27 protein-coding genes, 1 tRNA gene and 1 pseudogene are annotated in these 23973 nt (G+C 59.6%); 13 read left to right on the top strand and 16 right to left on the bottom strand.

The annotated features are described in order from the left end of the window. Positions 1–745 (bottom strand): cytochrome c biogenesis CcdA family protein (locus tag OLZ32_RS03805; RefSeq protein WP_264419591.1); only part of this gene is annotated, 745 nt, incomplete at its 3' end. Positions 746–976: 231 nt separating this feature from the next. Between OLZ32_RS03805 and OLZ32_RS03800 the strand changes: the two genes are divergently transcribed. Continuing rightward, positions 977–1052 (top strand) — tRNA-Lys (locus OLZ32_RS03800). A 201-nt stretch (positions 1053–1253) separates the two neighbouring features. Here the strand turns inward: OLZ32_RS03800 and OLZ32_RS03795 are convergent. From OLZ32_RS03795 to OLZ32_RS03785, 3 genes are all read right to left on the bottom strand, one after another. After that, positions 1254–1559 (bottom strand): ATPase inhibitor subunit zeta, encoded by a 306-nt coding sequence (locus OLZ32_RS03795; protein ID WP_017988262.1) that lies wholly within the window; start codon positions 1557–1559, stop codon positions 1254–1256. A gap of 238 nt (positions 1560–1797) precedes the next feature. Then, positions 1798–1998 (bottom strand): hypothetical protein, encoded by a 201-nt coding sequence (locus OLZ32_RS03790; RefSeq protein ID WP_003539451.1) that lies wholly within the window; start codon positions 1996–1998, stop codon positions 1798–1800. Positions 1999–2124: 126 nt separating this feature from the next. Then, entirely contained in the window at positions 2125–2319 is a 195-nt protein-coding gene (locus tag OLZ32_RS03785) for a hypothetical protein (protein WP_003539452.1), read from the bottom strand. A 254-nt stretch (positions 2320–2573) separates the two neighbouring features. Between OLZ32_RS03785 and OLZ32_RS03780 the strand changes: the two are divergent. The 3 genes and pseudogenes from OLZ32_RS03780 (at position 2574) to OLZ32_RS03770 (ending at position 3669) form a co-directional block, all read left to right on the top strand. Beyond that, a pseudogene (locus OLZ32_RS03780) lies at positions 2574–2777 on the top strand (CsbD family protein). After that, positions 2771–3058 (top strand): hypothetical protein, encoded by a 288-nt coding sequence (locus OLZ32_RS03775; protein ID WP_264419588.1) that lies wholly within the window; start codon positions 2771–2773, stop codon positions 3056–3058. Before OLZ32_RS03780 ends, OLZ32_RS03775 begins: the two are co-directional and overlap by 7 nt. A gap of 95 nt (positions 3059–3153) precedes the next feature. Continuing rightward, the gene (locus OLZ32_RS03770; protein ID WP_264419587.1) at positions 3154–3669 is read left to right on the top strand and encodes a hypothetical protein; all 516 of its coding nucleotides are present in this window, start codon (positions 3154–3156) and stop codon (positions 3667–3669) included. Between the two features lie 125 nt (positions 3670–3794). Here OLZ32_RS03770 and OLZ32_RS03765 read toward each other — a convergent pair whose 3' ends face one another. Then, positions 3795–4022: a hypothetical protein gene (locus OLZ32_RS03765; RefSeq protein WP_003539464.1), complete on the bottom strand. Its 228-nt coding sequence runs from the start codon at positions 4020–4022 to the stop codon at positions 3795–3797. 146 nt (positions 4023–4168) lie between these two features. On the opposite strand from OLZ32_RS03765, the gene OLZ32_RS03760 reads away from it, so the two are divergent. After that, complete coding sequence (locus OLZ32_RS03760; RefSeq protein ID WP_012757375.1) at positions 4169–4339, top strand: hypothetical protein; 171 nt, start codon at positions 4169–4171, stop codon at positions 4337–4339. Between the two features lie 344 nt (positions 4340–4683). Further along, positions 4684–6177, top strand: coding sequence for an FAD-dependent monooxygenase (locus OLZ32_RS03755; RefSeq protein WP_264419583.1), 1494 nt, complete (start codon positions 4684–4686; stop codon positions 6175–6177). A 19-nt stretch (positions 6178–6196) separates the two neighbouring features. On the opposite strand, the gene OLZ32_RS03750 is transcribed toward OLZ32_RS03755, so the two are convergent. From OLZ32_RS03750 to coxB, 6 genes are all read right to left on the bottom strand, one after another. Further along, complete coding sequence (locus OLZ32_RS03750; protein WP_264395594.1) at positions 6197–6934, bottom strand: hypothetical protein; 738 nt, start codon at positions 6932–6934, stop codon at positions 6197–6199. Between the two features lie 112 nt (positions 6935–7046). After that, a complete protein-coding gene (locus OLZ32_RS03745) occupies positions 7047–8081 on the bottom strand; it encodes a c-type cytochrome (RefSeq protein WP_264419581.1) in 1035 nt (344 codons plus the stop codon). Between the two features lie 2 nt (positions 8082–8083). Then, positions 8084–8716: a cytochrome c oxidase assembly protein gene (locus OLZ32_RS03740; protein ID WP_264419579.1), complete on the bottom strand. Its 633-nt coding sequence runs from the start codon at positions 8714–8716 to the stop codon at positions 8084–8086. Continuing rightward, positions 8713–9093 carry a hypothetical protein gene (locus OLZ32_RS03735; protein ID WP_222416309.1) on the bottom strand — a complete coding sequence of 127 codons (381 nt, stop codon included), beginning with the start codon at positions 9091–9093 and terminating at the stop codon, positions 8713–8715. Before OLZ32_RS03735 ends, OLZ32_RS03740 begins: the two co-directional genes overlap by 4 nt. 4 nt (positions 9094–9097) lie before the next feature. Next, positions 9098–11614 carry a cytochrome c oxidase subunit I gene (ctaD, locus tag OLZ32_RS03730; protein WP_264419577.1) on the bottom strand — a complete coding sequence of 839 codons (2517 nt, stop codon included), beginning with the start codon at positions 11612–11614 and terminating at the stop codon, positions 9098–9100. Beyond that, positions 11611–12708, bottom strand: coding sequence for a cytochrome c oxidase subunit II (gene coxB / locus OLZ32_RS03725; protein ID WP_264419575.1), 1098 nt, complete (start codon positions 12706–12708; stop codon positions 11611–11613). Before coxB ends, ctaD begins: the two co-directional genes overlap by 4 nt. A gap of 902 nt (positions 12709–13610) precedes the next feature. On the opposite strand from coxB, the gene OLZ32_RS03720 reads away from it, so the two are divergent. After that, complete coding sequence (locus OLZ32_RS03720; RefSeq protein WP_017988273.1) at positions 13611–13901, top strand: DUF982 domain-containing protein; 291 nt, start codon at positions 13611–13613, stop codon at positions 13899–13901. 181 nt (positions 13902–14082) lie between these two features. On the opposite strand, the gene OLZ32_RS03715 is transcribed toward OLZ32_RS03720, so the two are convergent. Next, positions 14083–14910, bottom strand: coding sequence for a nickel-binding protein (locus OLZ32_RS03715; RefSeq protein WP_003539478.1), 828 nt, complete (start codon positions 14908–14910; stop codon positions 14083–14085). A gap of 547 nt (positions 14911–15457) precedes the next feature. Between OLZ32_RS03715 and OLZ32_RS03710 the strand changes: the two genes are divergently transcribed. The 3 genes from OLZ32_RS03710 to OLZ32_RS03700 all read left to right on the top strand — a co-directional run bounded on the left by OLZ32_RS03710 (position 15458) and on the right by OLZ32_RS03700 (position 16259). Then, complete coding sequence (locus OLZ32_RS03710; protein ID WP_003539480.1) at positions 15458–15715, top strand: DUF982 domain-containing protein; 258 nt, start codon at positions 15458–15460, stop codon at positions 15713–15715. A gap of 107 nt (positions 15716–15822) precedes the next feature. Next, entirely contained in the window at positions 15823–15993 is a 171-nt protein-coding gene (locus OLZ32_RS03705) for a hypothetical protein (protein WP_172643620.1), read from the top strand. Further along, the gene (locus OLZ32_RS03700) at positions 15993–16259 is read left to right on the top strand and encodes a hypothetical protein (RefSeq protein ID WP_264419573.1); all 267 of its coding nucleotides are present in this window, start codon (positions 15993–15995) and stop codon (positions 16257–16259) included. The genes OLZ32_RS03705 and OLZ32_RS03700 overlap by 1 nt, the downstream gene beginning before the upstream one ends. A gap of 177 nt (positions 16260–16436) precedes the next feature. Here OLZ32_RS03700 and OLZ32_RS03695 read toward each other — a convergent pair whose 3' ends face one another. Further along, positions 16437–17933 (bottom strand): FAD-dependent oxidoreductase, encoded by a 1497-nt coding sequence (locus OLZ32_RS03695; RefSeq protein WP_264419570.1) that lies wholly within the window; start codon positions 17931–17933, stop codon positions 16437–16439. A gap of 44 nt (positions 17934–17977) precedes the next feature. On the opposite strand from OLZ32_RS03695, the gene OLZ32_RS03690 reads away from it, so the two are divergent. After that, positions 17978–18502: a MarR family winged helix-turn-helix transcriptional regulator gene (locus tag OLZ32_RS03690; RefSeq protein WP_264395587.1), complete on the top strand. Its 525-nt coding sequence runs from the start codon at positions 17978–17980 to the stop codon at positions 18500–18502. Between the two features lie 111 nt (positions 18503–18613). Beyond that, complete coding sequence (locus tag OLZ32_RS03685) at positions 18614–19090, top strand: DUF2938 domain-containing protein (RefSeq protein WP_017988278.1); 477 nt, start codon at positions 18614–18616, stop codon at positions 19088–19090. 215 nt (positions 19091–19305) lie between these two features. Here OLZ32_RS03685 and OLZ32_RS03680 read toward each other — a convergent pair whose 3' ends face one another. Genes OLZ32_RS03680 through OLZ32_RS03670 form a run of 3 tightly spaced genes read right to left on the bottom strand, consistent with a single transcriptional unit; the run spans position 19306 to position 22323 of the window. Next, positions 19306–19947 carry a ThuA domain-containing protein gene (locus OLZ32_RS03680; protein WP_003539493.1) on the bottom strand — a complete coding sequence of 214 codons (642 nt, stop codon included), beginning with the start codon at positions 19945–19947 and terminating at the stop codon, positions 19306–19308. An 18-nt stretch (positions 19948–19965) separates the two neighbouring features. Next, a complete protein-coding gene (locus OLZ32_RS03675) occupies positions 19966–21066 on the bottom strand; it encodes a Gfo/Idh/MocA family protein (protein WP_264395585.1) in 1101 nt (366 codons plus the stop codon). A gap of 57 nt (positions 21067–21123) precedes the next feature. Beyond that, positions 21124–22323: an ROK family transcriptional regulator gene (locus tag OLZ32_RS03670; RefSeq protein WP_003539497.1), complete on the bottom strand. Its 1200-nt coding sequence runs from the start codon at positions 22321–22323 to the stop codon at positions 21124–21126. 203 nt (positions 22324–22526) lie between these two features. On the opposite strand from OLZ32_RS03670, the gene OLZ32_RS03665 reads away from it, so the two are divergent. Beyond that, positions 22527–23831, top strand: a complete 1305-nt coding sequence (locus OLZ32_RS03665; protein WP_264395584.1) for an ABC transporter substrate-binding protein — start codon at positions 22527–22529, stop codon at positions 23829–23831. Positions 23832–23973 lie beyond the last annotated feature (142 nt).

Raw genomic sequence — 23973 nt, 5'->3', positions numbered from 1 at the left:
CGATCTGCATCAGGATCGGAAAGGTCTGCTGGAACCAGATCGCCACATTGCTGACCCATCCGAACAGGAAGGCGAGGCCGGTCAGCACGAGGAAGAGACCCATCACCTTTTCCACCGTGCCGAGATGGCGGCGGAAGCGCGACAGGAAGCGCATGAAGGCGCCGGAAAAGCCGGCGGCGATCCAGAAGGGGATGGCAAGGCCAAGCGAATAGATGGCGAGCAGCCCGGCGCCGGAGCCGACCGTCTCGCGCGAGGCGGCAACGCCGAGGATGGCGCCGAGCACCGGGCCGATGCAGGGCGTCCAGCCGAAAGCGAAGGCAAGGCCCATGATATAGGCGCCCGTCAGCGTTGCCGGTTTGCCGCTGCTCTGGAAGCGCGCCTCACGCGCCAGCACCCCGATTCGAAAGAGCCCAAGGAAGTTCAATCCCATGACGATGATGATCAGCCCGCCGATCTTCGACAAAAGGTCGAGATGCTGGCGAAGCGCCATGCCGATGCTGGAAGCACCGGCGCCGAGCGCCACGAAGACGGTGGCAAAGCCGAGCGTGAAGAGCAGTGCCGAGAAAAACACGCCGCGCCTGACGTCCGGCGCCACCGCCACCGCACCGCCGCCGCGGAACTGCTCCACTGAAATGCCGGCCATATAGCAGAGATAGGGCGGAACGAGGGGAAGCACGCAGGGCGACAGGAAGGAAAGCGCCCCGGCAATCAGTGCGCTCCACAGGGAAATATCGGCAATCGACACGCATTCTCTCCGGCTGCAATCTGCGTGATGTTCCTAGCTTTGCAGCCAAGCGATTGCCAATCACCTTTTTGCGCGCGCAAGAAATCTGTCTCTGCACGCAAGACATTTGTCTTGGCGCCCGCAAGAAATGTGCCGAACGTTTGCAAAAGGCAAAATTTTCGGTTGACCGGCATGGGTCGCCTGCCTATGTTCCGCCCACTTCCAGCCGGGGTGGTCACACCCGCGGAGAGGGAGAGCGTAGCTCAGCTGGTAGAGCAACTGACTTTTAATCAGTAGGTCTCGGGTTCGAACCCCGACGCTCTCACCATAATTTGCAAGCAATATCAATATTGTAGTGTGTAAAGGGCGGCAGCGATTGGGGCCCTTTTACGCACTTTACGGCGCAGGACGCGGTTTTACGGCACACGATTGGCACATGACACATGAGCATGTAAAACAACAGCCGGCTGGTGTGGCCGACGGCTAGATACCGTATGGAACGCGCCCGCAGTGCAGGAGCGCTTCATGCTCAAGGCTGTCCAGCGGCCTCGACCAGAAATTCACGCATCTTTGCTGCCACGTCCTGCTCGCTGACGTTTTGACCAGCCGCTTGAAGATCCGATATAGCTTTCGAGAGAACTCCAGCGTCTCCACCACCTTTAAAGCGGGCATCAGTGATTTCAGCGCCGTAGCCCGCAACATCATCCCGACCAATGAGGCCTGCAATCCATTGCGCCAAAAGCCTGTCCATGCGAGATTTGAGCTTGATGGACCTCTCGGCGTCTTGGAAGTATTGATCCTCCATCGCCTTTTTGCGGTCGCCTAAGTCGGCCATCGTTTTCTCTCCCTGATTTGTGTCATCTCCGCCTACGGGTATTTTAGCACATTAAACTGCACACCATCTGACTTAACGTGATTTTTGGCGTTCACGACGAAGTCATCATCTCTTTGGACATCGTGTGTCACGGATTCTATCCGCACCCGCCGCAAGCCCGAGCCTCACGAAGCATTGCTTCTCGTAATCATGAACGAGTTGGCAAGCGCCGGTATAAATTTCACGGAAAGAAGCGATCTTAGATCAACAGTCGCATTAACGCGGCCTCGTCCTTCACCCCATGCTGGTACGAATGGATAACCCGCTGAGCCAGATCTTCGCGCTCGGTGTCTGTTGTGATTTGTCGCACCGAGCTGATGTGGTCAAAGACTCTCTGGCAGAGCGCAACTTCTTCGTCGCTCAACACGGTTTGTGCGTCGGCTATCTGGGATCGGATCATGATCGCCCTCACTTCCTTCGGATCGATAGGAGGATGGAACCTCTCCCTTTTAAGCACGTGAAGGGAGACACAAGGTCGTGAGGTCTATCCCTATGTTCCGGATAGGTCTTTGTTCCTATCTGACAACTAGTGTTCGTTTGGGCCGCTCCACACATATGCAGAAGCCGGCTTCCTCCGGGCATTCCAGATCACTTCGTACCCTATTTTCTCCAGCGAGAGTAATGCGCCAAGCCTTTCTTCATCCGGCAGGCTCCGTAGAGAAACGTTAAGTGCGTCCAGACCACCTAAATTGTAGAGGTTCACGAATACATCGAGTGCCATTGTTGTTCTCCCCGCAAGACAGTATAACACAAGAGGAGAGGAATGTTTGCTTTATGCATATATAAATATTTTATAAATCTATTCGTTATTCACGAATTATTTATGGTTTTCTTCATTGGGGTGTGGATATTTGACATGGGCGGCGCCTTTCGGCTTTACCGCTGGAATTGAGCTTCGCGGAAATCCGCTGAGACTCAGGAACCAAATTCCGCTGCGGTCCGTTTTCTCCTCATCAACAACAGGAGAAATCCACCATGGATTGGAATCGCATCGAAGGAAACTGGAAGCAGGCGAAGGGCAAGATCAAGGAGCAGTGAGGCAAACTCACCGACGATGATCTCGACCAGGTCGCCGGCAAGCGCGAGCAGCTGGAAGGCAAGATCCAGGAGCGGTATGGTATCGAAAAGGATCGTGTTAAACGCGACATCGATGACTGGACCGGGCGCCAGACTTGGTAGTGCCTGAACAAAAACCCGGTGAAAGCCGGGTTTTTGCTGTCTGTGCCTGCGGCCAACAGTTCTCGATCCGCTTACTGCTACAAGATTTCAAGTGCTTTATTGTTGAAATCGAAGTCAATCTCGTTTCCTTATTTAGAGTATTCATATATATGGTCACGGGCAGTCTCGATCGCGGTAATTTGGAACGCAAGTTCCACACATCCAGATACGGCATCGGTGGGATGCCGAACCGCCAGAACAGTGCCCAAGCATTTCTCGACGGCCTTGCAGTTCCAATTTGATCTGACGCTCAAATTTTCCAGGTCATCACGTGGGTCGCGCAGATCACCGCCACGGCCACAGAGCAATTCAGCCTGCGCACGAAAAGGGGATATCAATGAGAAGTTTCTTGACATTGATCGCGGCGACGTCACTAGCGATGTCGGCGATGGCGGCCTATGGACAAAATCCCGTTCCCAAAGCCAGTGATGTGCTTGTCAAATATGGGGAGGTTGAGAACTGGACCGTCTACACAAATCAAACCCGCGGAGATTGCTTGATCGTGCGCGACTATGGTGCAGGTTCTGTGCAAATGGGTGTTACCGCAGATCAGCAGGTGGGATATCTTGGCGTATTCTCGAAGGCTGATATCGGCCTTCAGAATGGGACCAAGTCGGAAGTCTTCGTCTCCATCGGAGGTCATCTCTACAGTGGTGTTGCCACCAGCACCCGCGGTGAACTCAAGGGCGGATATTCTGGCGGCTACATCTTGACGGACAGCCCGGAGTTCAAGCGCGACCTGGCGAAGAAATATGAAATGATCGTGTTTCCGGAAACCAAGGGGACCTTTGTCGTCGATTTGAACGGAACTTACAAAGCAATGGCAATGGGCCGCAAATGCCTCAAGCATTGACCGGCGGCTCTGATATTGCCTTCAATCGACGTTCGTCGTTCCTCGTGTGGCATTTGCTCATAATGCCGGAATTGCATCGTGTATCGCCTCTGAGTGCTTTTGGAGCGGCTAACTGCCCTCGGATGTCATGAATATCCACCAAAAGCCAATAGAAGGGCGCCGATTGCGATAACCGCCAGGGCTGGCCAGTTTTTAGATATACCGAGAAATCTGAGGCCTTGGCGCCGTGGTTCCAGCGTGGTGCCGCCTTGCGGCATTTGATGCGGGTCACTCGGTCTTCGACCAAGCGCCGACGTAAAGAGAAAAAGAAGTCCGCCGATGATGAGAGCGGCTCCGATCAGGATTGCCCACATGATGGCCTCCGCTAGCGACAAGGATGTGGGGTAAACCAGATCCGGAGCTGATCGTTCCGTGAATGGCTACGCACTTGAACAACCTCCAGGTCGGAACCAAAAGCGCTCGCGTTGAATTTTAACGCTGAGTAATCCTGGAGATCCTGATGGACAAGACACCGAAGACGGCAATCCGCGGAATGATGTTGTACGTGCTCGCTCTTCTCGTCCTGGGGGTGCTGGCGGGCGCCGCCTACACGATCTATGGCCATCCCGCTGATCCGTCCGAGCGACCAGCGGCCGAGACGATTCCGCAAAAAGCTCCAGCTCCGCAGTGAGATACGTCCTTCCAAGTTTTTGATGATCGCCCTTCGAGAGGAGCGATGACGAGGGAAGGCGCCTGCCACACTCCAGCGCCCACCCGGTCAGGTCGTATTGAGAAGCTTGGGCTCCACAGCAAGAGACCCGCACGTCGCAGCGAATAGGGCTTTGGAGAGCAAGCCCGAGATCCTGTCGCAAGTCCTTCCAACCAGTATGGAACTCTAATTATAGGGAGAACAACCTGCGACAGAGAAAATCGGCATCTGCGCAGGAGCGATGAGATTGGAGAGAAGCAGTAGGGCCAGCTCTATCTGGAACCTGAGATATTGCATTGGAACAATTGAAATAGGGGAGTTTGCGGATGATGGAACATGCGGTCGTGATATCCGGGGCAGGGCCGACGGGCCTGATGCTGGCAGGCGAGTTGGCCTTGGCGGGCGTCGATGTCGCCATCGTCGAGCGCCGACCTGACCAGGGGCTTGCCGGTACGCGTGCCGGCGGACTGAGCGCACGCACGCTCGAGATTCTCGATCAGCGCGGCATCGTCGACCGGTTCCTCGCGGAAGGGCAGATAGCCCAGGTCACGGGGTTTGCGGTCACACGTCTGGATATCAGCGATTTTCCGACCCGGCACAATTACGGGCTGGCGCTGCGGCAGAAGCATATCGAGCGCATTCTGGCCGGCTGGGTCGGCGAGCTGGCGGTGCCGATCTATCGCAGCCTTGAGGTAACGGGTTTCGCGCAGGATGACAGCGGCGTCACCATCGCACTCTCCGATGGCGCCTCGCTCAGGGCGCGCTATCTCGCCGGCTGCGATGGCGGCCGCAGTCTGGTTCGCAAGGCTGCCGGCATTGAGTTTCCAGGATGGGATCCGACGACCGGCAACATTCTCGCCGAAGTGGAGATCGAAGAGGAGCCGCCATTGGGCATCCATCGCACGGCCCTTGGCATCTATGCCTTCGGCAGGGAGGAGTATGAAATTCACGACGGCAAGATCGTCTTTGCCAAGGAAGGTCCGATCGGCGTGATGGTGCCGGAGAAGAATGCCGGCGCCACGACCGAACCGACGCTCAGCGATCTCAGGGAAGCGCTCATCGCCGCATTCGGAACGGATTACGGCATCCATCGCGTCAACTGGATTTCCCGGTTCACCGACATGTCCAGGCAGGCGACGGCCTACCGCAAGGGCCGGGTATTCCTCGCCGGCGATGCCGCCCATGTGCATTCCCCGGTCGGCGGGCAAGGCCTGAATACCGGTGTGCAAGATGCCGTCAATCTCGGTTGGAAGTTGGCCCAGGTGGTGAAAGGCACGTCGCCTGAAGCCTTGCTCGACACCTATCACGTCGAGCGGCATCCGGTTGCTGCCCGCGTGTTGCGCATGACAATGGCGCAGGTCGCATTGCAGCGGACCGATGATCGCACCGAAGCCCTGCGTGACGTGGTAACGGAGCTGCTTGGCATGGAGGAGCCGCGCAAACGGATCGCAGCCGAAATGTCCGGATTGGCAATCCACTACGAGTTCGGCGAGGGGCATCCGCTGCTCGGCCGCCGCATGCCCGACCTCGACCTGGTTACCTCAGATGGTCCTGTGCGTGTTTTTACGCTGCTCAAAGATGCGCGGCCGGTGCTCTTGAACCTTGGTGCGCCCGGCAACGTCGGCATCCCGCGGTGGTCGGATCGCATCAGGTTGGTCGACGGCAGATATGACGATGCATGGGAGCTGCCTGCGCTGGGTGTGGTCTCCGCGCCAACGGCCGTGTTGATCCGGCCCGATGGATATGTGGCGTGGGTCGGTAACGGGACGCAGGATGGTCTGCAAGAGGCTGTGAATAGCTGGTTCGGCCCACTCGGCTAAAAGCCGAAAAAGTTCTTACCTAAGCGGCGAGCGATATCGGATCGCAATCCGATGTCGTCGCGGCATCCGGCGTCGGTTTGCCGCGGCGTTCCCATGTTCGGCGGCTGATGCCGAAAGCCTCCCAGGGGCGCGCTTGGCTGAAAGAATTGGCGAGATAATCGGCTCTGGAAAGAGCGCCGGCGGCACGGCGCTGCTCCTCTTTTCGGTTTCGGTCCCGCTGCCGCCGCTTTTCCTTTTGAAGTCTTGCTCGCTTCCGTTTCGGCACATCGAATGCACCGATGGTGCGGATATCGAGGGCGCTCCGTTCTAAGTAGCTGAGGTGCAGAGCATGGCCGAGCGCGTCGGCGGACAAGTCAGAAAAGCGCACTTTTGTCCGCTCGAAGATCACGTCCTCTATGTCGGCTTTCCCAGCCCATGGAAGCCATCGCGCCGCCCAGCCGAGGACCACCTCGACAAACTCTTCCTTGAACTCGACAAGGGCGAGGCCGGCGATCACCTCGACGTAAATCAAGGCATCATCGGCCTCCGGCACGATGTCTCCATGGCGATGCCGGATCAATTTCTCGATCTCGCGCATCCTGCCGCGGAAATGGTTCCAACGGCTGGCCCGCATGCGGCGCTGGACGGCCTTGTAACCGAGCAGGCAGTCGCCGATCTTGATGGCCGTCACATCCCGGGCCAAGCCCTCCAGCCGATCGGCTTTTGCAGTCCGCTTTTCCGATCGAGCCGCTTCATCTGCGCCAATAAGCCGAGCCATCGAATTCCCTTACCATCTGCCTTGCAAGGCCAAAACGGCTGATTGTAAAGGAAGGGCCGGGGGGTGATCATCCACTTTTTGCGATCGGCGAACATCGTCGCGCGGGAAAGCTTCAATCCTTGGGCAACGCCCCGTAATAGGTCGCGAGCGCCTGAATATCGTCGTCGCTCAGGCCTGCGGCAGCCCTGGTCATCACACCCGCATAGGCGCCGCCGCCACGACTTCCGCTGCGGAAAAGACCGAGCTGGTTTTCGAGATAGGGTACCGGTTGGCCGGCAAGGCGTGGATAGGCCTCGTTGACACCGGCAGCATCGTGGCAGGCGGCGCAGGCTGCGATGCCACGCGTCCGGTCACCGCGTTCCGCAAGGACCTTAACGCGAGAGAGTATTTCCGAAGGCCGGTCCGTTTCAGTGGCTACGCTCTGGCTGGCGAAATAGCTGGCCAGGTTTTTCCGGTCTTCGCTCGATGTCTGCGAGAGCGCAACCTTCATGACGCCGCTTGGACGTTTGCCGGCGGCGTAAGCCTCAAGACTGTCGCGGAGGTAAGTCTCCGACTGACCTGTGAGACGCGGGATGAGACTGGATTCATCGAGGCCTGCCGACGAATGGCAGCCTTCGCAGCTTTTCACGATCGTCGCGAAGTCCCGGGATCCCGTAGCGGAAAAGCCGGCGAGCCGCTGATAGGCGGCTTGGTCGAGGCTTGGATATTCCCGCAGGAAGGCGACCATGGCCCAGACCTCGTCGTCCCGCTCCAGCGACGGCCAGGCGGGCATGCCGGTATAGCGCACGCCATGTTTGACGATCTCGAAGAGCTGGGCATCGTTCCATGTCCCGGTGACATGCTGCAGGTTGGGCGGAGCAGGAAGCATGTTTTCGACGGTGGCGGGTCGCGGCATCGCCGGCGAACCATGACAGCCCGCACATCCGGTCTCGTAGTGACCTGCGGCAAGTGGCAGAATGGCGGCCGTAAACCGCGGTGCATGCCCGCCGAGCGCTGCCGTGCGCACGGATGACCGCATCACCCAATGCAGGAACCAGTCCGTGACGCGCCAATGCCCGGTGCTTGCACGGATGTCGATAACGCCGGCCCAGGCGACGAACAGGCCCGCCGCGGCAAGCGCTGCGGCGCCGGCAGTTATCCGTCTCAACCTTATCCGCATTGGCTGCCCCTTGAAGACGTGGGCTTGAGGACGTTGGCAAGCAGGAAGATGGCGCCGAGCATGTAGGCGGCTGCACCGACTAGGAGCATGACGACACCTCCGAGTTGCTGATCGATGTCACGGCTAAGGGCGAAGCCGAGACAGGTGACATCTCCGATCCCATAAAGCGGGCGGGGCGCAAGTGTCAGCAGGACGCCGAGCAGCGTCATGTGGATCGAGGTGAAGAGCAGGCCGATGATGCCCGCCAGCCGCTGGGCGCCTTCATCATGGCGCCGGAAACACGCGGTCCACAACAGAATGCCGGCAAGAAGGAAGCTTGCCTGTTCGATAAGCATCGCATCAAGCCGCGTTTCCGCCAGGCGACGGAGCGCCGGCATATGCCAGAGCCAGACGACGATGAGCTCGGCGACCGAGGCGAGTACCGGCCCGAACCAGGGGAGATGGACGGCGGGATCGAGCCGCCTGCCGCTGACGGCCATCGCCAGCAGCGGAGCTGCAATGGCGACGGTCGTCATGTGAACGATCATATGCGCCGTCAGCGATCCGCCGTTCCAGCTCGTCGCAAGAAGCGCCAGCGCAAGACAAAGGGCAAAGATGCCGGCGACAAGAGCAAGGTTCTTCATCTTGCGCAGGCCTCGATGAAAAGCAGCGGGACCGATACGAAGATGACCGCGACGAAACTCAGGCCCGACAGCAGCAGCGTTGCAAAGCCCTGGAACAACAACCGGTCTTGCCTCGTCGGTTCGTCATGGGGCGGATCGCCGCTGCCGAAGCCCCATTGCCGCCAGGCGAGCCAGGCGGCACCGAGAATGGCAAGCAGCGCGAACACCGTCACAATGAACAGGGTAAAGCGGAGCGTGCCGAAAGAGAAAGCGATCTCCGATGCTTTCGCGCAATAGACGGCCGCTGCGACATAGCAGACAAGAAAATGCAGAGCCCAGACGGCCGGCCCGGTAAACAGGGTCCAGAGCGTTTCCGCCTCTTTCGGAATCAGGCGCATCTCGTCACCTCAACTCTGGAAACAAGCCCAGCACTCCGAAGGAGGTAAGGGCAGTGATGACCAGGAAGTGCCAGTAAAGCACGACATTGCGCAGGTCGGCGTCATATTCCGCCGTCAGACGACCCGCAAAACTACTCGCCAGACAATAGAACTGCATGATCACGGCAACGAGCCCATGAATGACCGTCCAGAGGACGATGACCCAGACGATCGCCGGATAGACATGCGCCGTCGGCTGCATGTCGTAGAGATAGGGACCCGCCAGACCGGCGGCGCAGGCGCCAAGTGTGAGGATCGTGGCGGTGAGGAGACAAAGGCGGGCCGATACCATCCGGCTCTTCGAATTGACATATCGCGCAAACAGCATGGCAAGCCAGGCAAGCGCAAAGAGCGCAGCCGCCATCAGCGGCCAGAGCTTGCCCGGCCCCGGCAATCCTGCCGTAAAATCGAGATGGATGGTCCAATAGAAAAAATAGCCGAACATCAAGCTGGCATAGGCCGTACCGTCTCCGGCCATGGTGATGAATACCGCCCACCAGCCGACCGAAGCCGGGCCGGAGACGTAAAGGGGAACCTGCTTGCCCAGCCCGATATCCCTGAGGTTTTGCCTTGGTATCTCGCCGGTTCCGGTCCAGAGCCAGACCAGGATGGCGGCAAGCGTTACGGTGGCGCAGAGCGCCGTCAAGATCCACCAATGGAAGGTCAGTGCGATGAATGCGCCGCCAAGTGCCAAAGCGGAGATGATGGTCAGAAGCGACGTGCCGCCAACCCGCAGGCATTGCAGTGGTTCGGCGTCCAGAACCGACGTCACGAGCGTTTCGCGCCGACCATCGGCCGCGTCCGGCAGATAGAACCGACCTGCCTTGATGCCATCGATCAGCTCGGGCTGGTCCCAGAGTGGATACCGGCTTTTGATGATCGGAATGGACCGCACGCCCCAATTTTCTTCCGGCTCGCTGATCCACTCCAGCGTTCCGGCATTCCAGGGGTTCATTTCGCCTTTCGGTTCGCGACGTCTGGGACGCAGGATATCGACGACGATTGCAGCGACACCCGCGGCAAAGATGAAAGCGCCGATGGTGGAGACAAGGTTCAGGAGGTTCCAGCCGACATCGGAAGGGTAGGTGAAGACCCGCCGCGGCATGCCGCGCAGGCCAGTCAGATGCATGGGGAAGAAGGCGGTATTGAAACCGACGAACATGAGCCAGAAGGCGATCTTGCCCCATCGATCCGAGAGTTTTCGCGCGTTGATCAGCGGATAATAATAATAGATTCCGGCAACCACCGGAAACAGCATGCCGCCGATCATCACGTAGTGGAGATGGGCGACGACGAAATAGGTGTCATGTGCCTGCCAGTCGAAGGGGGCGAGCGCCACCATAACGCCAGTCAGCCCGCCAATGATGAAGATCGCCAGTCCCCCGGCGCCAAAGAGCATGGGAAGGGAAAAGATCACCCGGCCGGCCAGCATGGTGGCGATGAAGACAAAGATCTGCACCCCGGTCGGGATTGCGACGGCCTCGGATGCCGCCGAAAAGAAGGCCAGTGAAATCTGCGGCAGGCCCGTGGTGAACATGTGGTGGACCCAGAGCCCGAAGCTCAGGAACCCCGTGCCGACCGCGGCCAGCACGATCCAGGAATAGCCGATGATCGGACGCTGCGCGAAGGTCGGAACGATCATCGCCATCAGCGCGATGGCCGGCAGGAAGATGATGTAGACCTCGGGGTGTCCGAAAATCCAGAACAGATGCTGCCAGAGCAGCGGATCGCCGCCGCGTGCTGCATCGAAAAAAGGCCAGTCGAACATCCGCTCCATCTCGAACAGGATGTCGCCGGCAATCAGCGGCGGGAAAGCGAAGAGGATCATGCCCGCCACGATCAGCAGATACCAGGCAAAGAGCGGCATCATGTTGATCCGCATGCCTGGCGCCCGGCATTTCATGATGCCGACGATGAGCTCGACGGCTGCGGCGATGGATGCGACCTCGATGAAGGAAAGGCCGAGCAACCAGATATCCGCGCCGATGCCGGAATATTGCTTGTCGGTGGCAAGCGGCGGATACATGAACCAGCCCGAATTGGGCGCCGCCCCAAAAAATATCGACCCGCAGACAAACACGCCGCCGAGCGCAAAACTCCAGAAGCCGAATGCGGAAAGCCGCGGAAATGGCAGTTCCCGCGCGCCGAGCATGGAGGGCAAGAGGAAGATCGCGACCGCCTCGAAGATCGGAACGGCAAACAGGAACATCATGACTGTGCCGTGCAGCGTGAAGGCCTGGTTGAAGAAATCGGCAGAGAGAAAGTCGTTGTCGGGGACCGCCAACTGCAGACGCACGAGCAGCGCAAGCATGCCGGCAAACAGCATGAAGATGAAGGCGGCCGATCCATACCACAGGCCGATCTGAGTGTTGTTGACGGAGGTCCAGTAGCGCCAGCCTTTTGGATTGGCCCATACGCGCCGAAGTTCCGCTTCCTGGGCGGCGGATGTTTCGGCTGGGACCGAAGCAGGGGGTTCCGTCATTTAAGCCCCCCGAGATAGCGGGCAATTTCCTCGATATCATCGTCAGGAAGCATGTCGAAAGCGGGCATCTTCGCGCCCGGTTTCACCGATGAGGGTGAGCGAATAAAGCGGGCGATGTTTTCCGGCGTGTTGGCAAGCGCGCCCGCACCGATCGAGAGGCGGGCGCCGATCAAGGAGAGATCCGGGGCGGTCTGGCCGGCGATCTGCAGTCCACGCAGTGAATGGCAGCCCACACAGCCATGGCGCTGCAGGAGGCGTCCGCCTTCAGCCGCCACGCTGGCGTGGCCATCGGCCAGCCTGCTGCGCCAGGCGTTGTATTCGTCCTCCTCCATGACGACGACCGAGAAAGCCATATAGGCATGCGAGGCACCGCAAAATTCGGCGCAAGGGGCACGATAGCTGCCGGTGCGCGTTGGCGTCAGCGTGAGGAAATTGGTCCGGCCGGGAATCATGTCCATCTTGCCGCCAAGCGCCGGAATCCAGAAAGAATGAATAACGTCGGTTGCTTTGAGAGCAAAGGTCGCGGTTCGGCCGACGGGCAGGCGAATTTCGTTGGCGGTCTCGAAAGCGGGCTGGTCGCCGAGGGCCGGATAGCGAATACGCCACCAGAACTGCTCCCCCGTCACCTCGATCGCCCCATCCCTTTCTGCAAGCGGGTTCCAAGGCCGTATCGTCGGCATCAGCCAGACTGCGCAGCCCAGCAAAAGCAGAAGGACGACACTCGGAAATCCAACGCCACCCCAGGCAATGAGCGCGCCGGCCCTCTCCGCCGGCCATGCTTCCCGTCGACGGCGCGCAGCGTGAAGGAGCAGGGAGGTTACGCCGAGCCAAATCGAAATGCCGCCAATAACCATGACGATGAACAGCTGATAGACCGCCTCGGATTCCTCGCCGGCGGGACTAAGCGCGGACTGCTGACCGCTGCAACCCGCAAGAACGAGTGCACTGAACGGAACAAGACATCGCAGGATTGTCGGTCTCCCTTTCCTCCAATGCTCAAGATCTCCGATATGGGACGCGTATGTCCGGTGGCAAGTGGCTGATGCTTGCTGGGCGGCAACTGGGCGGTATCGCCGATGCCGTGAATACGTCACAACCGACGACCGAAAATTCCTTCGGTGAAACAGCCAACTCGGCTTTCTCGAAACCTGTCAGAGGCGTTGGCGGATCAATCGCGCTTCGCGAAGTGTTTTCAACCAGGCGCGTGCTCCGGCTTCCCTCGTCCATACGATCGCCGGGAGAAGAAGACGCGGTTGAGCCGCCGCATGCCATCAGCACGTCTGCAATCAGCGGAAGCCGAAGAAACTCAAAATCGCGAGCACGATAACGACAGCGCCGACAAGCCAGATCAAATTGTTCATGGGAAACCGTTCTCCTGTTGAGTGTCGGGCCATTGTGACCCGATCACTTAACGGTGAGGCAGGGCTTGGAGTTCCCAACCGGTCCAATTGCTGCAGCGTGCCGCCTTCGGCGCAAAACCAATTTCCGGCTCTATGCCTTTCAATAACTGCACGAGCGAGCATTGCTGGGTCTGAACCCATCCGCGCATGCCGGGTTTACCGATGTATTCCGCTGATATTGAAAGTCCTGGTGATCCTGCCTTACAGGCGACGTGCAGGAAGACGTGAACGCGGACACACCGATCAGCACTCCCGCTACCAATGGAAAAAATCGGTTCATCTGATCGTCTCCTCACAAGCTTGTCATGGTCGCAATCTACCATGCCAACGCGAGCCTATAGGAAAACTTCTGGCCCGCTAGATCACGCTTGCCTGAGCCGAAACATTCGCACGATTGATCAATCAATCTATAATCGTGATGCGTCGCGCCTCAGTCGATGATTAAAGTCGCGTAAGTCTAACCTGGTCGGGCTATTCTGTCGTTATGGAAGTAGTTTCGTGACGTTAATAGTCAGGATGACGCGATTTCGACTTGAATAGATTGCTGTTTTTGCGTAAAATTATACCATAAAAAGTAATATAAATGGGAGGATACTATGTCGTCAACTCGGTTTGATCCGATTCTGCTTCATCGTCAACATATCATCGATGAGGTCACGTGCCTCGATGAAATCTTCGATGTTCTGGACGGGTGGCCGGAGGACAAACGGGGTTTGGCATATGACACGCTGTTGAAGGCGTGCAGAGATGCGGCCAACGGGCGTTTCCCGCTGAGCGCTGCGCGCGAGAATTTCCGGCGGTTCCTGAAGATGGCTGGCGTCCTTGCGAAGGTCGAGGGTGGCCCCAAATTCGACGGACCGATGAACCACCAAATTGGTAATGCTTAGTCAGATATAGGCCTATCGGGACCGTCTGCATGGCAGGTGAGGGCGCGCCGTGACATCAGTTGCGGCGCGTTCTGGTTTAGATATCTAAAAATCGGAGGATCGCCCATTTCTTGGCCACGAAGCGCCGCGGCAAGCCTTGCCAAGAGGCAGCCGGCTATTCGGGTGTCGGATCCAGCAGATCTTAGTTTACCGCGGCATTGGTCCAGTCGCATCGGAAGACCAGCATGGGCTTCGAGAACCCCTTGAACCGTCGGCGCGTTGCGTGAGCGAAAAGCTCGGCGGCGCCGTATTCCCGAAAAATATTCTCCGAGACGAGGATCTGGTCGCTGGAGGCTGCCGCGCAGAGTCGCGCGGCAAGTTGCACGGTCGAACCGAAGAGGTCGTTGCTGTCTTCGACCGGTTCGCCGCAATCCACGCCGATGCGGATATGGATAGGCTCGGTGTTTCCGCCGTTGTAACGCTCGAATTCCCGCTGGATCGCCATGGCGCATGCGACGGCTGCCGTCGTCGCGGCGAAGGCCGCCATGATGCCGTCGCCGGTGTGTTTCACTTCGCGGCCTGAATTCTGGCTGAGGCATCTGCGTACGATAGCGTCATGGGCCCTGACCATTTCGGTCGCAATGCGGTCGCCGAGGCGCGATGTCATCGCCGTCGATCCGACGATGTCGGTAAAGAGGATTGCCCGGTGGCCGGGATCGACGTCGGTGGACGATTGGCCAGGCGCCGGCTCAGGATCGTGAATTCGGCCAAGAAAAGCCTCGACCGCCGAGAGGGCGACCTCGACGATCTCGCCGGCGACGAAGCCGTGGGCCTCGCGATGCACACATTGCGCGGTTTCCGCATCCGGCGCATCCACAAGGCAAAAGGCGGTGCCGCGCCGCTGATCGAACCAGTAGGTCAGGAACTTGACGCCATACTTGTCCTGAATGTCGAGATCCATGCGATGCGCCCGGGCAACGTCGGCGGCTGTGGTTCCTTCAAGAAAGTGCCGGTCCATGAAAATAGGCATCGCGCGCTCCTCCCAGATCCGCCGCGTGCAGGAGATGGCATTGTACGACCAGGACGAAACTCCGTCCACCTCTGGCACAATCCATGAATGATTAGAGAGGTTCTTGCTTCCAGAAAAGCATATGAGTTGCTGTAATTCTTATAGAGTATAAAAGGAAAGACTGAGTTTTAATCAGCGCGCGTGGGATGGAAGCCCGATATTTACCATAATCAGTCGCTTAATGACTGGTCGGGGGAGCTGTCGGGGTCTTCAGGCGTTCCATGTTCTCAAGCGCGGCGGCAACCGCACCCGGGAGGGATGGAGAAACACGTTTGTGTGACGGCCATGAGTGACCAGAGCGTGATGCCGAAAGTGTGAGCGGTTTTCGGGCGACGTCATGCTCTAACTCTATAATGTAGAAGAGGTTTCAGATTTTAGGCCGACCCGGTCTAAAATCATCCTGTTCTAGGATCCAAAGCCACGCTTCGGCCGGTAGGCGGCTTGCCAACGGCACGCAAATTGCATCGTATTCCATAGCTCCACCGAAATTGGGAAAAGCTGTAGCAAAGTGAAACAGACGGCACATTTTCGACCGGTTGGCTTGGCCTCAATGGGGCTTGGTCATTATGCCGTTATTAACTCTGTATGGGACGCCGCGCGCACGCTCCTGCGCGACTGGCCGGTAGACGACGGCGAAGAGTATTTCGAGGCCGTCAAATCGTGCCTGGATGCGATTATCGGCGATCTCCCACCGGAACATGTGCGGGCGGCCTTCATCAGGGCGGCGCAGGAGGCCGGCATTGCCGTCATAGAAGCGGCGGACTGAATACTCTCCGCGCTTCCCCACCTATCCCCAACGCCATGTCGTCCCGACGCTTGACTTTTCCTGCCGAAGTTCTAACTTAGAACAAAACAGGAACATTGGAGATGATCATGACGCATACGGAACAGGTGATCGCCAACGCCCTCGCGCTTGTCGAAGCGTCCCGCGCAGCCCGCGAGCGGGATCGGCAGCGGCGTGCCGCCTGGCAGAGAAAGGTCGAACTCAGCCGGCCGCTGCCGCCCTTGCCGCGCCCGGTTCAATTGCCATTGGCGCTGAACTGATGCAGCCGGCAAAAGCCTTGGAACCCCATCGGGCACGCCCCGAACAAACTGGACCTGGTCAAACCTGGCCGGATCAAACCTGGCCCGATCAAGCCTGGGAAATCGAAGCCGTGCTTGCCTGGCATGACGACAATGCCAAGGCGGCGATACGCTCGCTGCTCGATGACTGCAAACATCTCCGCCAGCAATTGGCGCTGGCGGAAAGCGTGATGAGCCGCGGGATGGCCCGCGGATGGGCGCCGCGATACGAGCGGGATGCTCTCTGAAAGATTCGATGCCGCTTGGTCTTATGGTGCGGCATCCTCCAACGCTCCTCATCCTGAGGCTCTCTTGGGCCTTGTTCGGCGGCTAGAAAACGAAAGCGCGCTACTCGGCGTGGCGATTGGCTACGGCACACCTGTTTTCAGACGCGCCGATGACGCCGTGGCGCTTTGAGTTGCCACTTACGCAGCGAGGCCGACATTTGCGAGATAGGCTTCCAGCGCCCAGGCGTGAGCAGACGCAATGATAGCGCCGACATAGCCGTCCGGACGCACGAGCACCCAGTCGCCCAATGCCAGACCGTAGGCATCATGGAAATGCCCGCCTTCGTCGATGACATCTCCGCGCTCGCCGATCCTGTGGATATGCAGGCCTGGGCGCGGCAGCACGGCGGCTTGCTCGACCTCGTAGCCGAGCAGCGTCCAGTGCGGCCCCCTGAACAATTCGAACAGACGCGTCGGCTGGCCAGCGACACCTTTGAGCGGCGCATCGGGCGCACGATCGCCCGCAAGTAGGCCGGCGTTCCGCTCGGGCTTTTCCAGCGCGAAGGAGGAGGAGGGATAGCCGATATCGAGTTGATGCACATCGCGGCCGCGCCGCATATCGCCTCGCTTCATGGCGTCGAGAAGATTGGTCGCCAGCCCGAGCACGGCGGCGGCGACCGGGCGGCGCTCTTCCTCATAGCTGTCGAGCAGCGCGTCAGGGGCGCCGGCAGTGACCGCAGCCAGTTTCCATCCGAGATTATAGGCGTCCTGAACGCTGGTATTCAGACCCTGTCCGCCGGTCGGCGGATGCGTATGGGCGGCATCGCCGACCAGGAACACGCGGCCGAGCCGGTAGCGATCGGCAAGCCGGGCGTTCATGTGGAAGGCCGACGCCCAGGAGACCGATTGGACCTCGATGTCGTTGCGGCTGGTGCGCTCCTTCACCAGGGCGGTCAAGCCTGCCGCGGAGAGATCAACCTCGCTGTCGAGCGGGATGGGTCCCTGGATCTGGAACAGATCCGTGCCCGCCAGCGGGCAAATGGCGATCTGTCGTTGCATGCCGCCATCGCCGAAGCGATGCCAAGCGTCGCGATCCAATCCCGTCAGAATGACATCAGCGACCATGGCGCGCACGCCGAGCGTCTTGCCGGGAAAGCCGATATCCAGCGCATGGCGCACGAAGCTGCGGCCGCCATCGGCGCCGACGAGCCAGCGCACGCGGATGGTCTCTTCACCGGATGTGCCCTTGAGCTGCGCGGTCACGCCCGCCTCATCCTGTTCGAAGCCGATAAGTTCGCATCCGAATTCAGGGCGATGCCCAAGCTCGAGCAGGCGCTCGCGCATCACGCCTTCGGTCAGGAACTGCGGCACCATCAGCGGAAGATGATAGGGCTCGGCCGGCGTCGGCTCTTCACGCACCACGGCGTCGGATTCGCTGACGCTGCCGTCGTCGCGATATTCCCGCTGCCTGGGATAGGCGCCGCCGAGTGCGACGATCCGGTCGAGAATGCCGAGATCTTCGAACACCTCCTGGCTTCGCGGCTGAATACCCTTGCCGCGGGAGCCGCGGAATGGGTCGTTCAATTTCTCGATCAGGCGGAAGGAGACGCCGCGCCGCGCCAGCTCGATCGCCAGCGTCAGGCCGGCCGCCCCGGCGCCTGATATCAGCACGTCGACTGTGGAATTCTCTGTCATTGATTTCTCCATATGTGTATTATGAACATAATAGGAGAATCGACATGACGTCAACAAAGAATGTGCAAAATACACACATAAACGGAAAGCTGCGTGAACTGCATGGGGCTTTGATCGAGATCGTCAGCGTCATGAACCGCCCGCAGCGCGACGAACAGATGGTCCGCGAGGCGGGGATTTCGCTCGATCGCGCCCTGTTTCCGCTGCTGGTCACGATCGAACGGCTCGGTCCCATCGGGGTGGTCGAACTCGCCGACCGCGCCGGGCGCGACTACACCACCGTCAGCCGTCAGGTCGCCAAGCTCGAAAGTCTCGATCTGGTGGAGCGCCGCGGCAATGCTGTCGACCGCCGCGTGCGCGAGGCGGTCATCAGCCCGAAGGGCAAGGCAATGACCGATCGCATCGACGTCGCCCGCGAGCGGATGGGCCGCGCCATCTTCGAGAGCTGGGAGGAACATGACTTCAATGAACTCGTGCGCCTCATGCGGAAGTTTGCGGAGGATATCAGTGGCGATATTGGCAATGGCGCGGGAGAAACTGAGGGCGAGGGCGGACCGCAGCCGGATTAGCCTCGGAATCCTTCCCTTATGTGGCCTTTGAATTCACCGGAGCCATTGCGCCGGCGCGTCTGCGATGATCTTGTAGCGACCTGCAATCGCAACGTTTTCCGGTGATTCCCAATGTTCGATATTCTGTGGCGCGGCCTGGTGATCGGCGCCGGCGCAACCATCCTCATGGACCTCTGGGCGATCCTGCTCACCCAGTTCGGCCAGTCGGCCCCCAACTGGGCACCTGTGGGACGATGGTTCTGGCACCTCCGCCGCGGCAAGGTCTTTCACGAGAGCATTGCCGACGCTGAGCCCTATGCCAATGAACTGGCGCTCGGCTGGATCAGCCATTACGCCGTAGGCATTCTCTATGGGGTGATCTTTGCCATCATCATGGGCTCAGCTTGGCTGGCGGCCCCGACATTTCTTCCCGCCTGGATCTTCGGCATCGTCACCGTCGGGGCAGGGTGGTTCCTGCTGCAGCCGGGCCTCGGCATCGGCTGGGCCGCTTCCAAACATCCGACCCCGAACAAGGTTCGCTGCTTCAACCTTCTCGCTCATACGGTTTTCGCGCTGGGGCTTTATGGCACGGCGCTGATCATCGGCTGAAAACCAGCCAAAACCCCTCCCCAACCCCTCCCCACAAGGGGGAGGGGCTAAGATGCCCCACCGCTTGCGATAACCTCTATCGTAATAATCCGTCGAACGGTCACAGCGAGCAAGAGCTCGCATTTGTTGCTGGCTCTGGCCGCAGGTTAGCCCCTCCACCTTGTGGGGAGGGGTTGGGGAGGGGCCTTTCTTGGATGTCTACGAACCGGACAGCCTCACCGCGCAGCCCAGTTGGCACCGCGGCGGAAGATGGTCTTCATCTGGGGAACGTCGAATTCCTTGGCCTGATGGCCGAGCGAGGAATAGAAGACCCGGCCCTTGCCGTATTTCCGCTTCCAGACGACCGGCATGACGACGCCGTCGATCCAGTAGGCATGTTCGCCGGTGAACTTGGTCGTCGCCAGTACTTCGTTCGAGGGGTCGACATGCATGTAATATTGCTCTGAGGTATAGGGAAAGTCGGCAATTCCCTCCATGAGCGGATCGTCGGGACGGGTGATGTTGACGGTATAGTCGATGATGTTGCCGGGATGAGCCACCCACTGGCCGCCGATGATGAACTGGTAGTCGACGGAGTCGCGAAAGGCATCGCCCGCGCCGCCGTGATAGCCGGCGATACCGACGCCGCTTTCGATCGCCGTGGCAAGGTTCTTGACCTCTTCCTTCTCGATCTTCGACATCGTCATGATCGGCACCACAAGGCTGAGATCATGAACGGAAGGGTCGGCAAGCGCCTCGGTGCCGTGCTCGAGATAGACCTTGAAGCCATCCTCCTCGAGCATGGTCTTGATGATTTCGGCGCACTCCTGCGGCTCATGCCCGCTCCAGCCGCCCCAGACGATCAGTGCTTCACGCATAGTCTTTCCTCCTGAAACTTATTTCGCCAGTCGTCCGTCGACGATGGAATCGGACAGCGGGGCAGGACGCTCCGTTGCCGTGGTGATCGCGACCGTCCGGCCGGTCGCGGCGGCGGTGTGGAATGCTTCCATGACTTCGAGCACATGCAGCGCCAGATCGCCATTGGCGCGGTGCGGCCGGTTGGAGCGGATCGCATGCGCCATGTCGGCAACGCCGAGCGAGCGATAATTGCCGTCGGCATAGGGCGCGGTGACCGGCTGGTCCTCGAACGAACCGCCCTTCTTCAGATATTCCACCGGGCCGCCGAACTTGTTCGGATCCGGAACGATCAGCGTGCCCTCGGTGCCGTAGACTTCGAGCGGCACATGCTTGTGGCCGGCAACGTCGAAGCTCATGGCGATCTGGACGACGGCGCCGTTGGCAAAGGCCATCATGCCGGTGACATGGGTCGGTACATGCACGGGAATGCGTTCGCCGTTTCGCGGTTCGCTGGTGATAAGCCGTTCCGCGCGCGGCGTCGTTGCAAAGCCCGCAACTTGAGAAACCGGCCCGAGAAGATTGACGAGATCGGTGATGTAGTAAGGACCCATATCGAGCATCGGCCCGCCGCCGACTTCGTAATAGAAGGCCGGGTTCGGATGCCAGCGCTCGTGGCCCGGGCACATGAAGGTTGCCGAGCCGCCGACCGGCTGGCCGATGACGCCTTGGTCGATCAAGGCGCGCGCCGTCTGGTGGCCGCCGCCGAGGAAGGTGTCGGGGGCAGCACCGATGCGGAGATTCCTCGCCTTGGCGGCTTCCGCCAATTTTTTCCCTTCCACGAAATTAATCCCGAGCGGCTTTTCCGAATAGGTGTGCTTGCCGGCATCGAGCGCCTGCAGCGCCACGGCAACATGGGCCTTCGGGATCGTCAGATTGACGATGATTTCAACCTTGGGATCGGCGAAAAGCTCCTCAACCGTCTTGACGGGAACGTTGAATTCCGCAGCCTTTGCGCCCGCCAGCTCCCGGTTGAGATCGGCCACGCCGCGGATGTCGAGGATGGGAAAGGATGCCATCGCCGTGAGATAGGCGCCCGAAATATTGCCGCATCCGATGATGCCGATACCGACCTTGTCCATGAATTCCTCCATTGGTCTTGCCATTGATGGTGCCGTTGATCTTGATTGGGGCGCCCGTCAGAGCGCCGGCCCCGTCGTGCTCCAGGGCGATTCGTAGAGTTCGTAGAGCGCCACCGCTGCGGCACCCTGCGCCCAGAAATCATCGGTCGAATCGTCAAAGACGAGTTCGCTCACCCCGCGCAGTGACGGCGGAATGGCGAGCGCATAGGCATCACGCAGGCTGTTGAGAAAGGGTTCGCCGAGCGCCAGGCTCGATCCGACCAGGATGACTCGCGGCGGCGCAAACAGTGTGACGATGTTGGCAATGGTCAAACCCACCGCCTCGCCGGCGCGGATGGCGGCACTGATCAGCCGGTCGTCATCGGCCTTGATCAGCGCCTGGGCATGGTTCATGCCGCGGCCGAGACGGATTGCTTCGGCAAAACGCCCGTCAGCCTGCTGTTCGCCGAGGATGGCGCTTTCGCCGGCCTGGCTGAAAAGCCGGACGACGCCATTCGGTCCCATGCCGAGCACGAGGTCGCCGAGATTGTGGCTGAGGCCGCCGGCGCCGCGAAACAGGCTGTTGCCGTGCAGGACGCCCAGCCCCAGCGTCTGCTCCAGCGAAATCAGCACCATATCTTCGAGATCGCGGGCCTTTCCGAACCAGTGATGGCCAAGCGTGATGGCGTGGGCGTCGCTTTCGACAATGGTCGGCGTCGCCAGTCGCGTCGACATCTCGGCGGCGAAATCGACATTGGTGTCGCGAAAGATCGGGCTGCTTCGTATATAGCCGGTGCGGTGCTCGATGACGCCGGGAAAGCCGAGGCAGACGCTGTCGACATCCTCCAGCGAAAGCCCGGCATCAACGACGCAGCGCCGGACGCCATCCTCGACCAGATCGGCGATGACGCCGATCGGCTGCCGGTCGATCCGGATCGGCAAGGCGAGCTTCGACAGCACGTCGCCGCGGAAATTGGTGACGACGAAGACCATCCTGTTGGCGGCGATCTTGGCGCCGACCACGCGGGCGGCATCCGGATTGAGCTCCAGCATCACCCGCGGCCGTCCGCGCACGGCCTCATTGCGGATATCGCCTTCGTGACGCGGCAGGATCAGCCCGTCGTCGAGCAATGAGGCAGTGATGGCCGAAACGGTCGTGGTGGAGAGTTCGGTACGCTCGCTGATCTCTATCCGCGAGATCGGACCATGGCGCCTGATGGTATCGAGCACATTCAAGCGATTGATCGCGCGCATTAATTCGGGATCTGCGGTCTTCATGGGAACTAGCCAGGCGAGCGTTTCGTTGGGGCGGAACCCAAATATTTTTAACGGGTTACGAAATAAATAGCAGGGAATTCAGTGGTCCTGTCAAGCGCATTTGATAAAAATAGAGGCATTGGGTTGACAATATGCGAAAGCTCCGTTGAATTAATCCGCATAGGGGAAAAATTGTGAGGACAGGACCCCTGGGAGGAAAAATCATGACTTTTAGGTTCAAGAGCGCCGCTTTTGGCGGCAGGCGTATCGCATCCATGGCCGCTGCTGCCGGCATGTTGCTGGCCGGAGCAGGTGCCGCTTCGGCGGCGACGGTCGTCAAATGGCTGCATCTCGAGCTCGACCCGAAATACGTCGCGGCCTGGGAAGACATCGTCAAGAAATACGAAGCCCAGCATCCCGACGTCGATATCCAGATGCAGTTTCTCGAAAACGAGGCCTTTAAGGCCAAGCTTCCGACATTGCTGCAATCCGACGACGTGCCGGATTTCTTTTTCAGCTGGGGCGGCGGCGTCCTGAAGCAGCAGTCCGAGACCGGCGCCCTCCAGGATGTGACGCCGGCGCTGGATGCCGATGGCGGCAAATTGCGCGGCGCCTATAGCCCGGCTTCGATCAGCGGCCTGACATTCGAAGGCAAGGCTTGGGCTATTCCCTATAAGGTCGGTCTGGTCAGCTTCTTCTACAACAAGGAGCTCTTTGCCAAGGCAGGCGTGAAGGCCGAGGACATCAAGAACTGGACTGATTTTCTCGGCACGGTGAAGAAAATCAAGGAGGCAGGCATCGTGCCGATCGCCGGCGGCGGCGGTGAGAAATGGCCGATCCACTTCTACTGGAGCTATCTCGTCATGCGCGAAGGCGGACAGAAGGTCTTCGAGGCGGCAAAGACCGGCCAGGGCGAAGGTTTCCTCGATCCCGCGATCATCAAGGCCGGCGACGATCTCGCCGAACTTGGAAAGCTCGAACCGTTCCAGCCCGGCTATCTCGGCTCGACCTGGCCGCAGGCGCTCGGCGTTTTCGGCGACGGCAAGGCTGCAATCATCCTCGGCTTTGAAAATACCGAGGCCAACCAGCGCAAGAATGCCGGCGACGGCAAGGGTCTCGCACCCGAAAATATCGGCCGTTTCGCCTTCCCGGCGGTTGATGGCGGCGCCGGCAAGCCGACCGATACGCTCGGCGGTCTGAACGGCTGGGCCGTTACCAAGAAGGCATCCAAGGAAGCGCTCGATTTCCTCGCCTTCCTGACCAATGCGGACAATGAGCGGGCGATGGCCAAGGCCGGCATGCTTCTGCCCGTTGCCGTCGGCGCCGGCGATGGCGTCACCAATCCGCTGCTTGCCGAATCGGCAAAACAGCTGGCCGGTTCGACTTGGCATCAGAACTATTTCGACCAGGATCTTGGCGCTGCGGTCGGGCGTGTCGTCAACGACGTGTCGGTGGAAATCGTCTCCGGTCAGATGAATTCCAAGGACGGCGCCCAGATGATCCAGGACGCTTTCGAACTGGAACAATAACCAGCGTCTGCAGACCCTTCCTGGCGCTCCGTTCCGCGCATAACCCCGAAAATCGAAATCGATTTTCGGAAAAGATTATGCGCAGATTCAAAGTGTTAGAGCGTCCTTACCGCGTCCTATTGGACGCGGGGCGCTCTAGGAG

It is taken from the genome of Rhizobium acaciae, assembly GCF_025941625.1.
GTDB lineage: Bacteria > Pseudomonadota > Alphaproteobacteria > Rhizobiales > Rhizobiaceae > Rhizobium > Rhizobium acaciae.
The sequence above is the reverse complement of the archived record's forward strand: the minus strand, read 5'-3'. Positions and strand labels throughout refer to the sequence as shown.

What these genes read in the sequence shown, in the direction of transcription:
- OLZ32_RS03670 (WP_003539497.1), bottom strand. Translation starts at nt 22,323, where the DNA reads ATGAAGACCGCAGATCCCGAATTAATGCGCGCGATCAATCGCTTGAAT.
- OLZ32_RS03665 (WP_264395584.1), top strand. Translation starts at nt 22,527, where the DNA reads ATGACTTTTAGGTTCAAGAGCGCCGCTTTTGGCGGCAGGCGTATCGCA.
- OLZ32_RS03750 (WP_264395594.1), bottom strand. Translation starts at nt 6,934, where the DNA reads ATGGCTCGGCTTATTGGCGCAGATGAAGCGGCTCGATCGGAAAAGCGG.
- OLZ32_RS03700 (WP_264419573.1), top strand. Translation starts at nt 15,993, where the DNA reads ATGCAGCCGGCAAAAGCCTTGGAACCCCATCGGGCACGCCCCGAACAA.
- OLZ32_RS03715 (WP_003539478.1), bottom strand. Translation starts at nt 14,910, where the DNA reads ATGCCTATTTTCATGGACCGGCACTTTCTTGAAGGAACCACAGCCGCC.
- OLZ32_RS03735 (WP_222416309.1), bottom strand. Translation starts at nt 9,093, where the DNA reads ATGCGCCTGATTCCGAAAGAGGCGGAAACGCTCTGGACCCTGTTTACC.
- OLZ32_RS03760 (WP_012757375.1), top strand. Translation starts at nt 4,169, where the DNA reads ATGGACAAGACACCGAAGACGGCAATCCGCGGAATGATGTTGTACGTG.
- OLZ32_RS03770 (WP_264419587.1), top strand. Translation starts at nt 3,154, where the DNA reads ATGAGAAGTTTCTTGACATTGATCGCGGCGACGTCACTAGCGATGTCG.
- OLZ32_RS03755 (WP_264419583.1), top strand. Translation starts at nt 4,684, where the DNA reads ATGATGGAACATGCGGTCGTGATATCCGGGGCAGGGCCGACGGGCCTG.
- OLZ32_RS03680 (WP_003539493.1), bottom strand. Translation starts at nt 19,947, where the DNA reads ATGCGTGAAGCACTGATCGTCTGGGGCGGCTGGAGCGGGCATGAGCCG.
- OLZ32_RS03795 (WP_017988262.1), bottom strand. Translation starts at nt 1,559, where the DNA reads ATGGCCGACTTAGGCGACCGCAAAAAGGCGATGGAGGATCAATACTTC.
- OLZ32_RS03765 (WP_003539464.1), bottom strand. Translation starts at nt 4,022, where the DNA reads ATGTGGGCAATCCTGATCGGAGCCGCTCTCATCATCGGCGGACTTCTT.
- OLZ32_RS03690 (WP_264395587.1), top strand. Translation starts at nt 17,978, where the DNA reads ATGACGTCAACAAAGAATGTGCAAAATACACACATAAACGGAAAGCTG.
- OLZ32_RS03675 (WP_264395585.1), bottom strand. Translation starts at nt 21,066, where the DNA reads ATGGACAAGGTCGGTATCGGCATCATCGGATGCGGCAATATTTCGGGC.
- OLZ32_RS03720 (WP_017988273.1), top strand. Translation starts at nt 13,611, where the DNA reads ATGTCGTCAACTCGGTTTGATCCGATTCTGCTTCATCGTCAACATATC.
- OLZ32_RS03685 (WP_017988278.1), top strand. Translation starts at nt 18,614, where the DNA reads ATGTTCGATATTCTGTGGCGCGGCCTGGTGATCGGCGCCGGCGCAACC.
- OLZ32_RS03785 (WP_003539452.1), bottom strand. Translation starts at nt 2,319, where the DNA reads ATGGCACTCGATGTATTCGTGAACCTCTACAATTTAGGTGGTCTGGAC.
- OLZ32_RS03695 (WP_264419570.1), bottom strand. Translation starts at nt 17,933, where the DNA reads ATGACAGAGAATTCCACAGTCGACGTGCTGATATCAGGCGCCGGGGCG.
- OLZ32_RS03705 (WP_172643620.1), top strand. Translation starts at nt 15,823, where the DNA reads ATGACGCATACGGAACAGGTGATCGCCAACGCCCTCGCGCTTGTCGAA.
- OLZ32_RS03790 (WP_003539451.1), bottom strand. Translation starts at nt 1,998, where the DNA reads ATGATCCGATCCCAGATAGCCGACGCACAAACCGTGTTGAGCGACGAA.
- OLZ32_RS03740 (WP_264419579.1), bottom strand. Translation starts at nt 8,716, where the DNA reads ATGAAGAACCTTGCTCTTGTCGCCGGCATCTTTGCCCTTTGTCTTGCG.
- ctaD (WP_264419577.1), bottom strand. Translation starts at nt 11,614, where the DNA reads ATGACGGAACCCCCTGCTTCGGTCCCAGCCGAAACATCCGCCGCCCAG.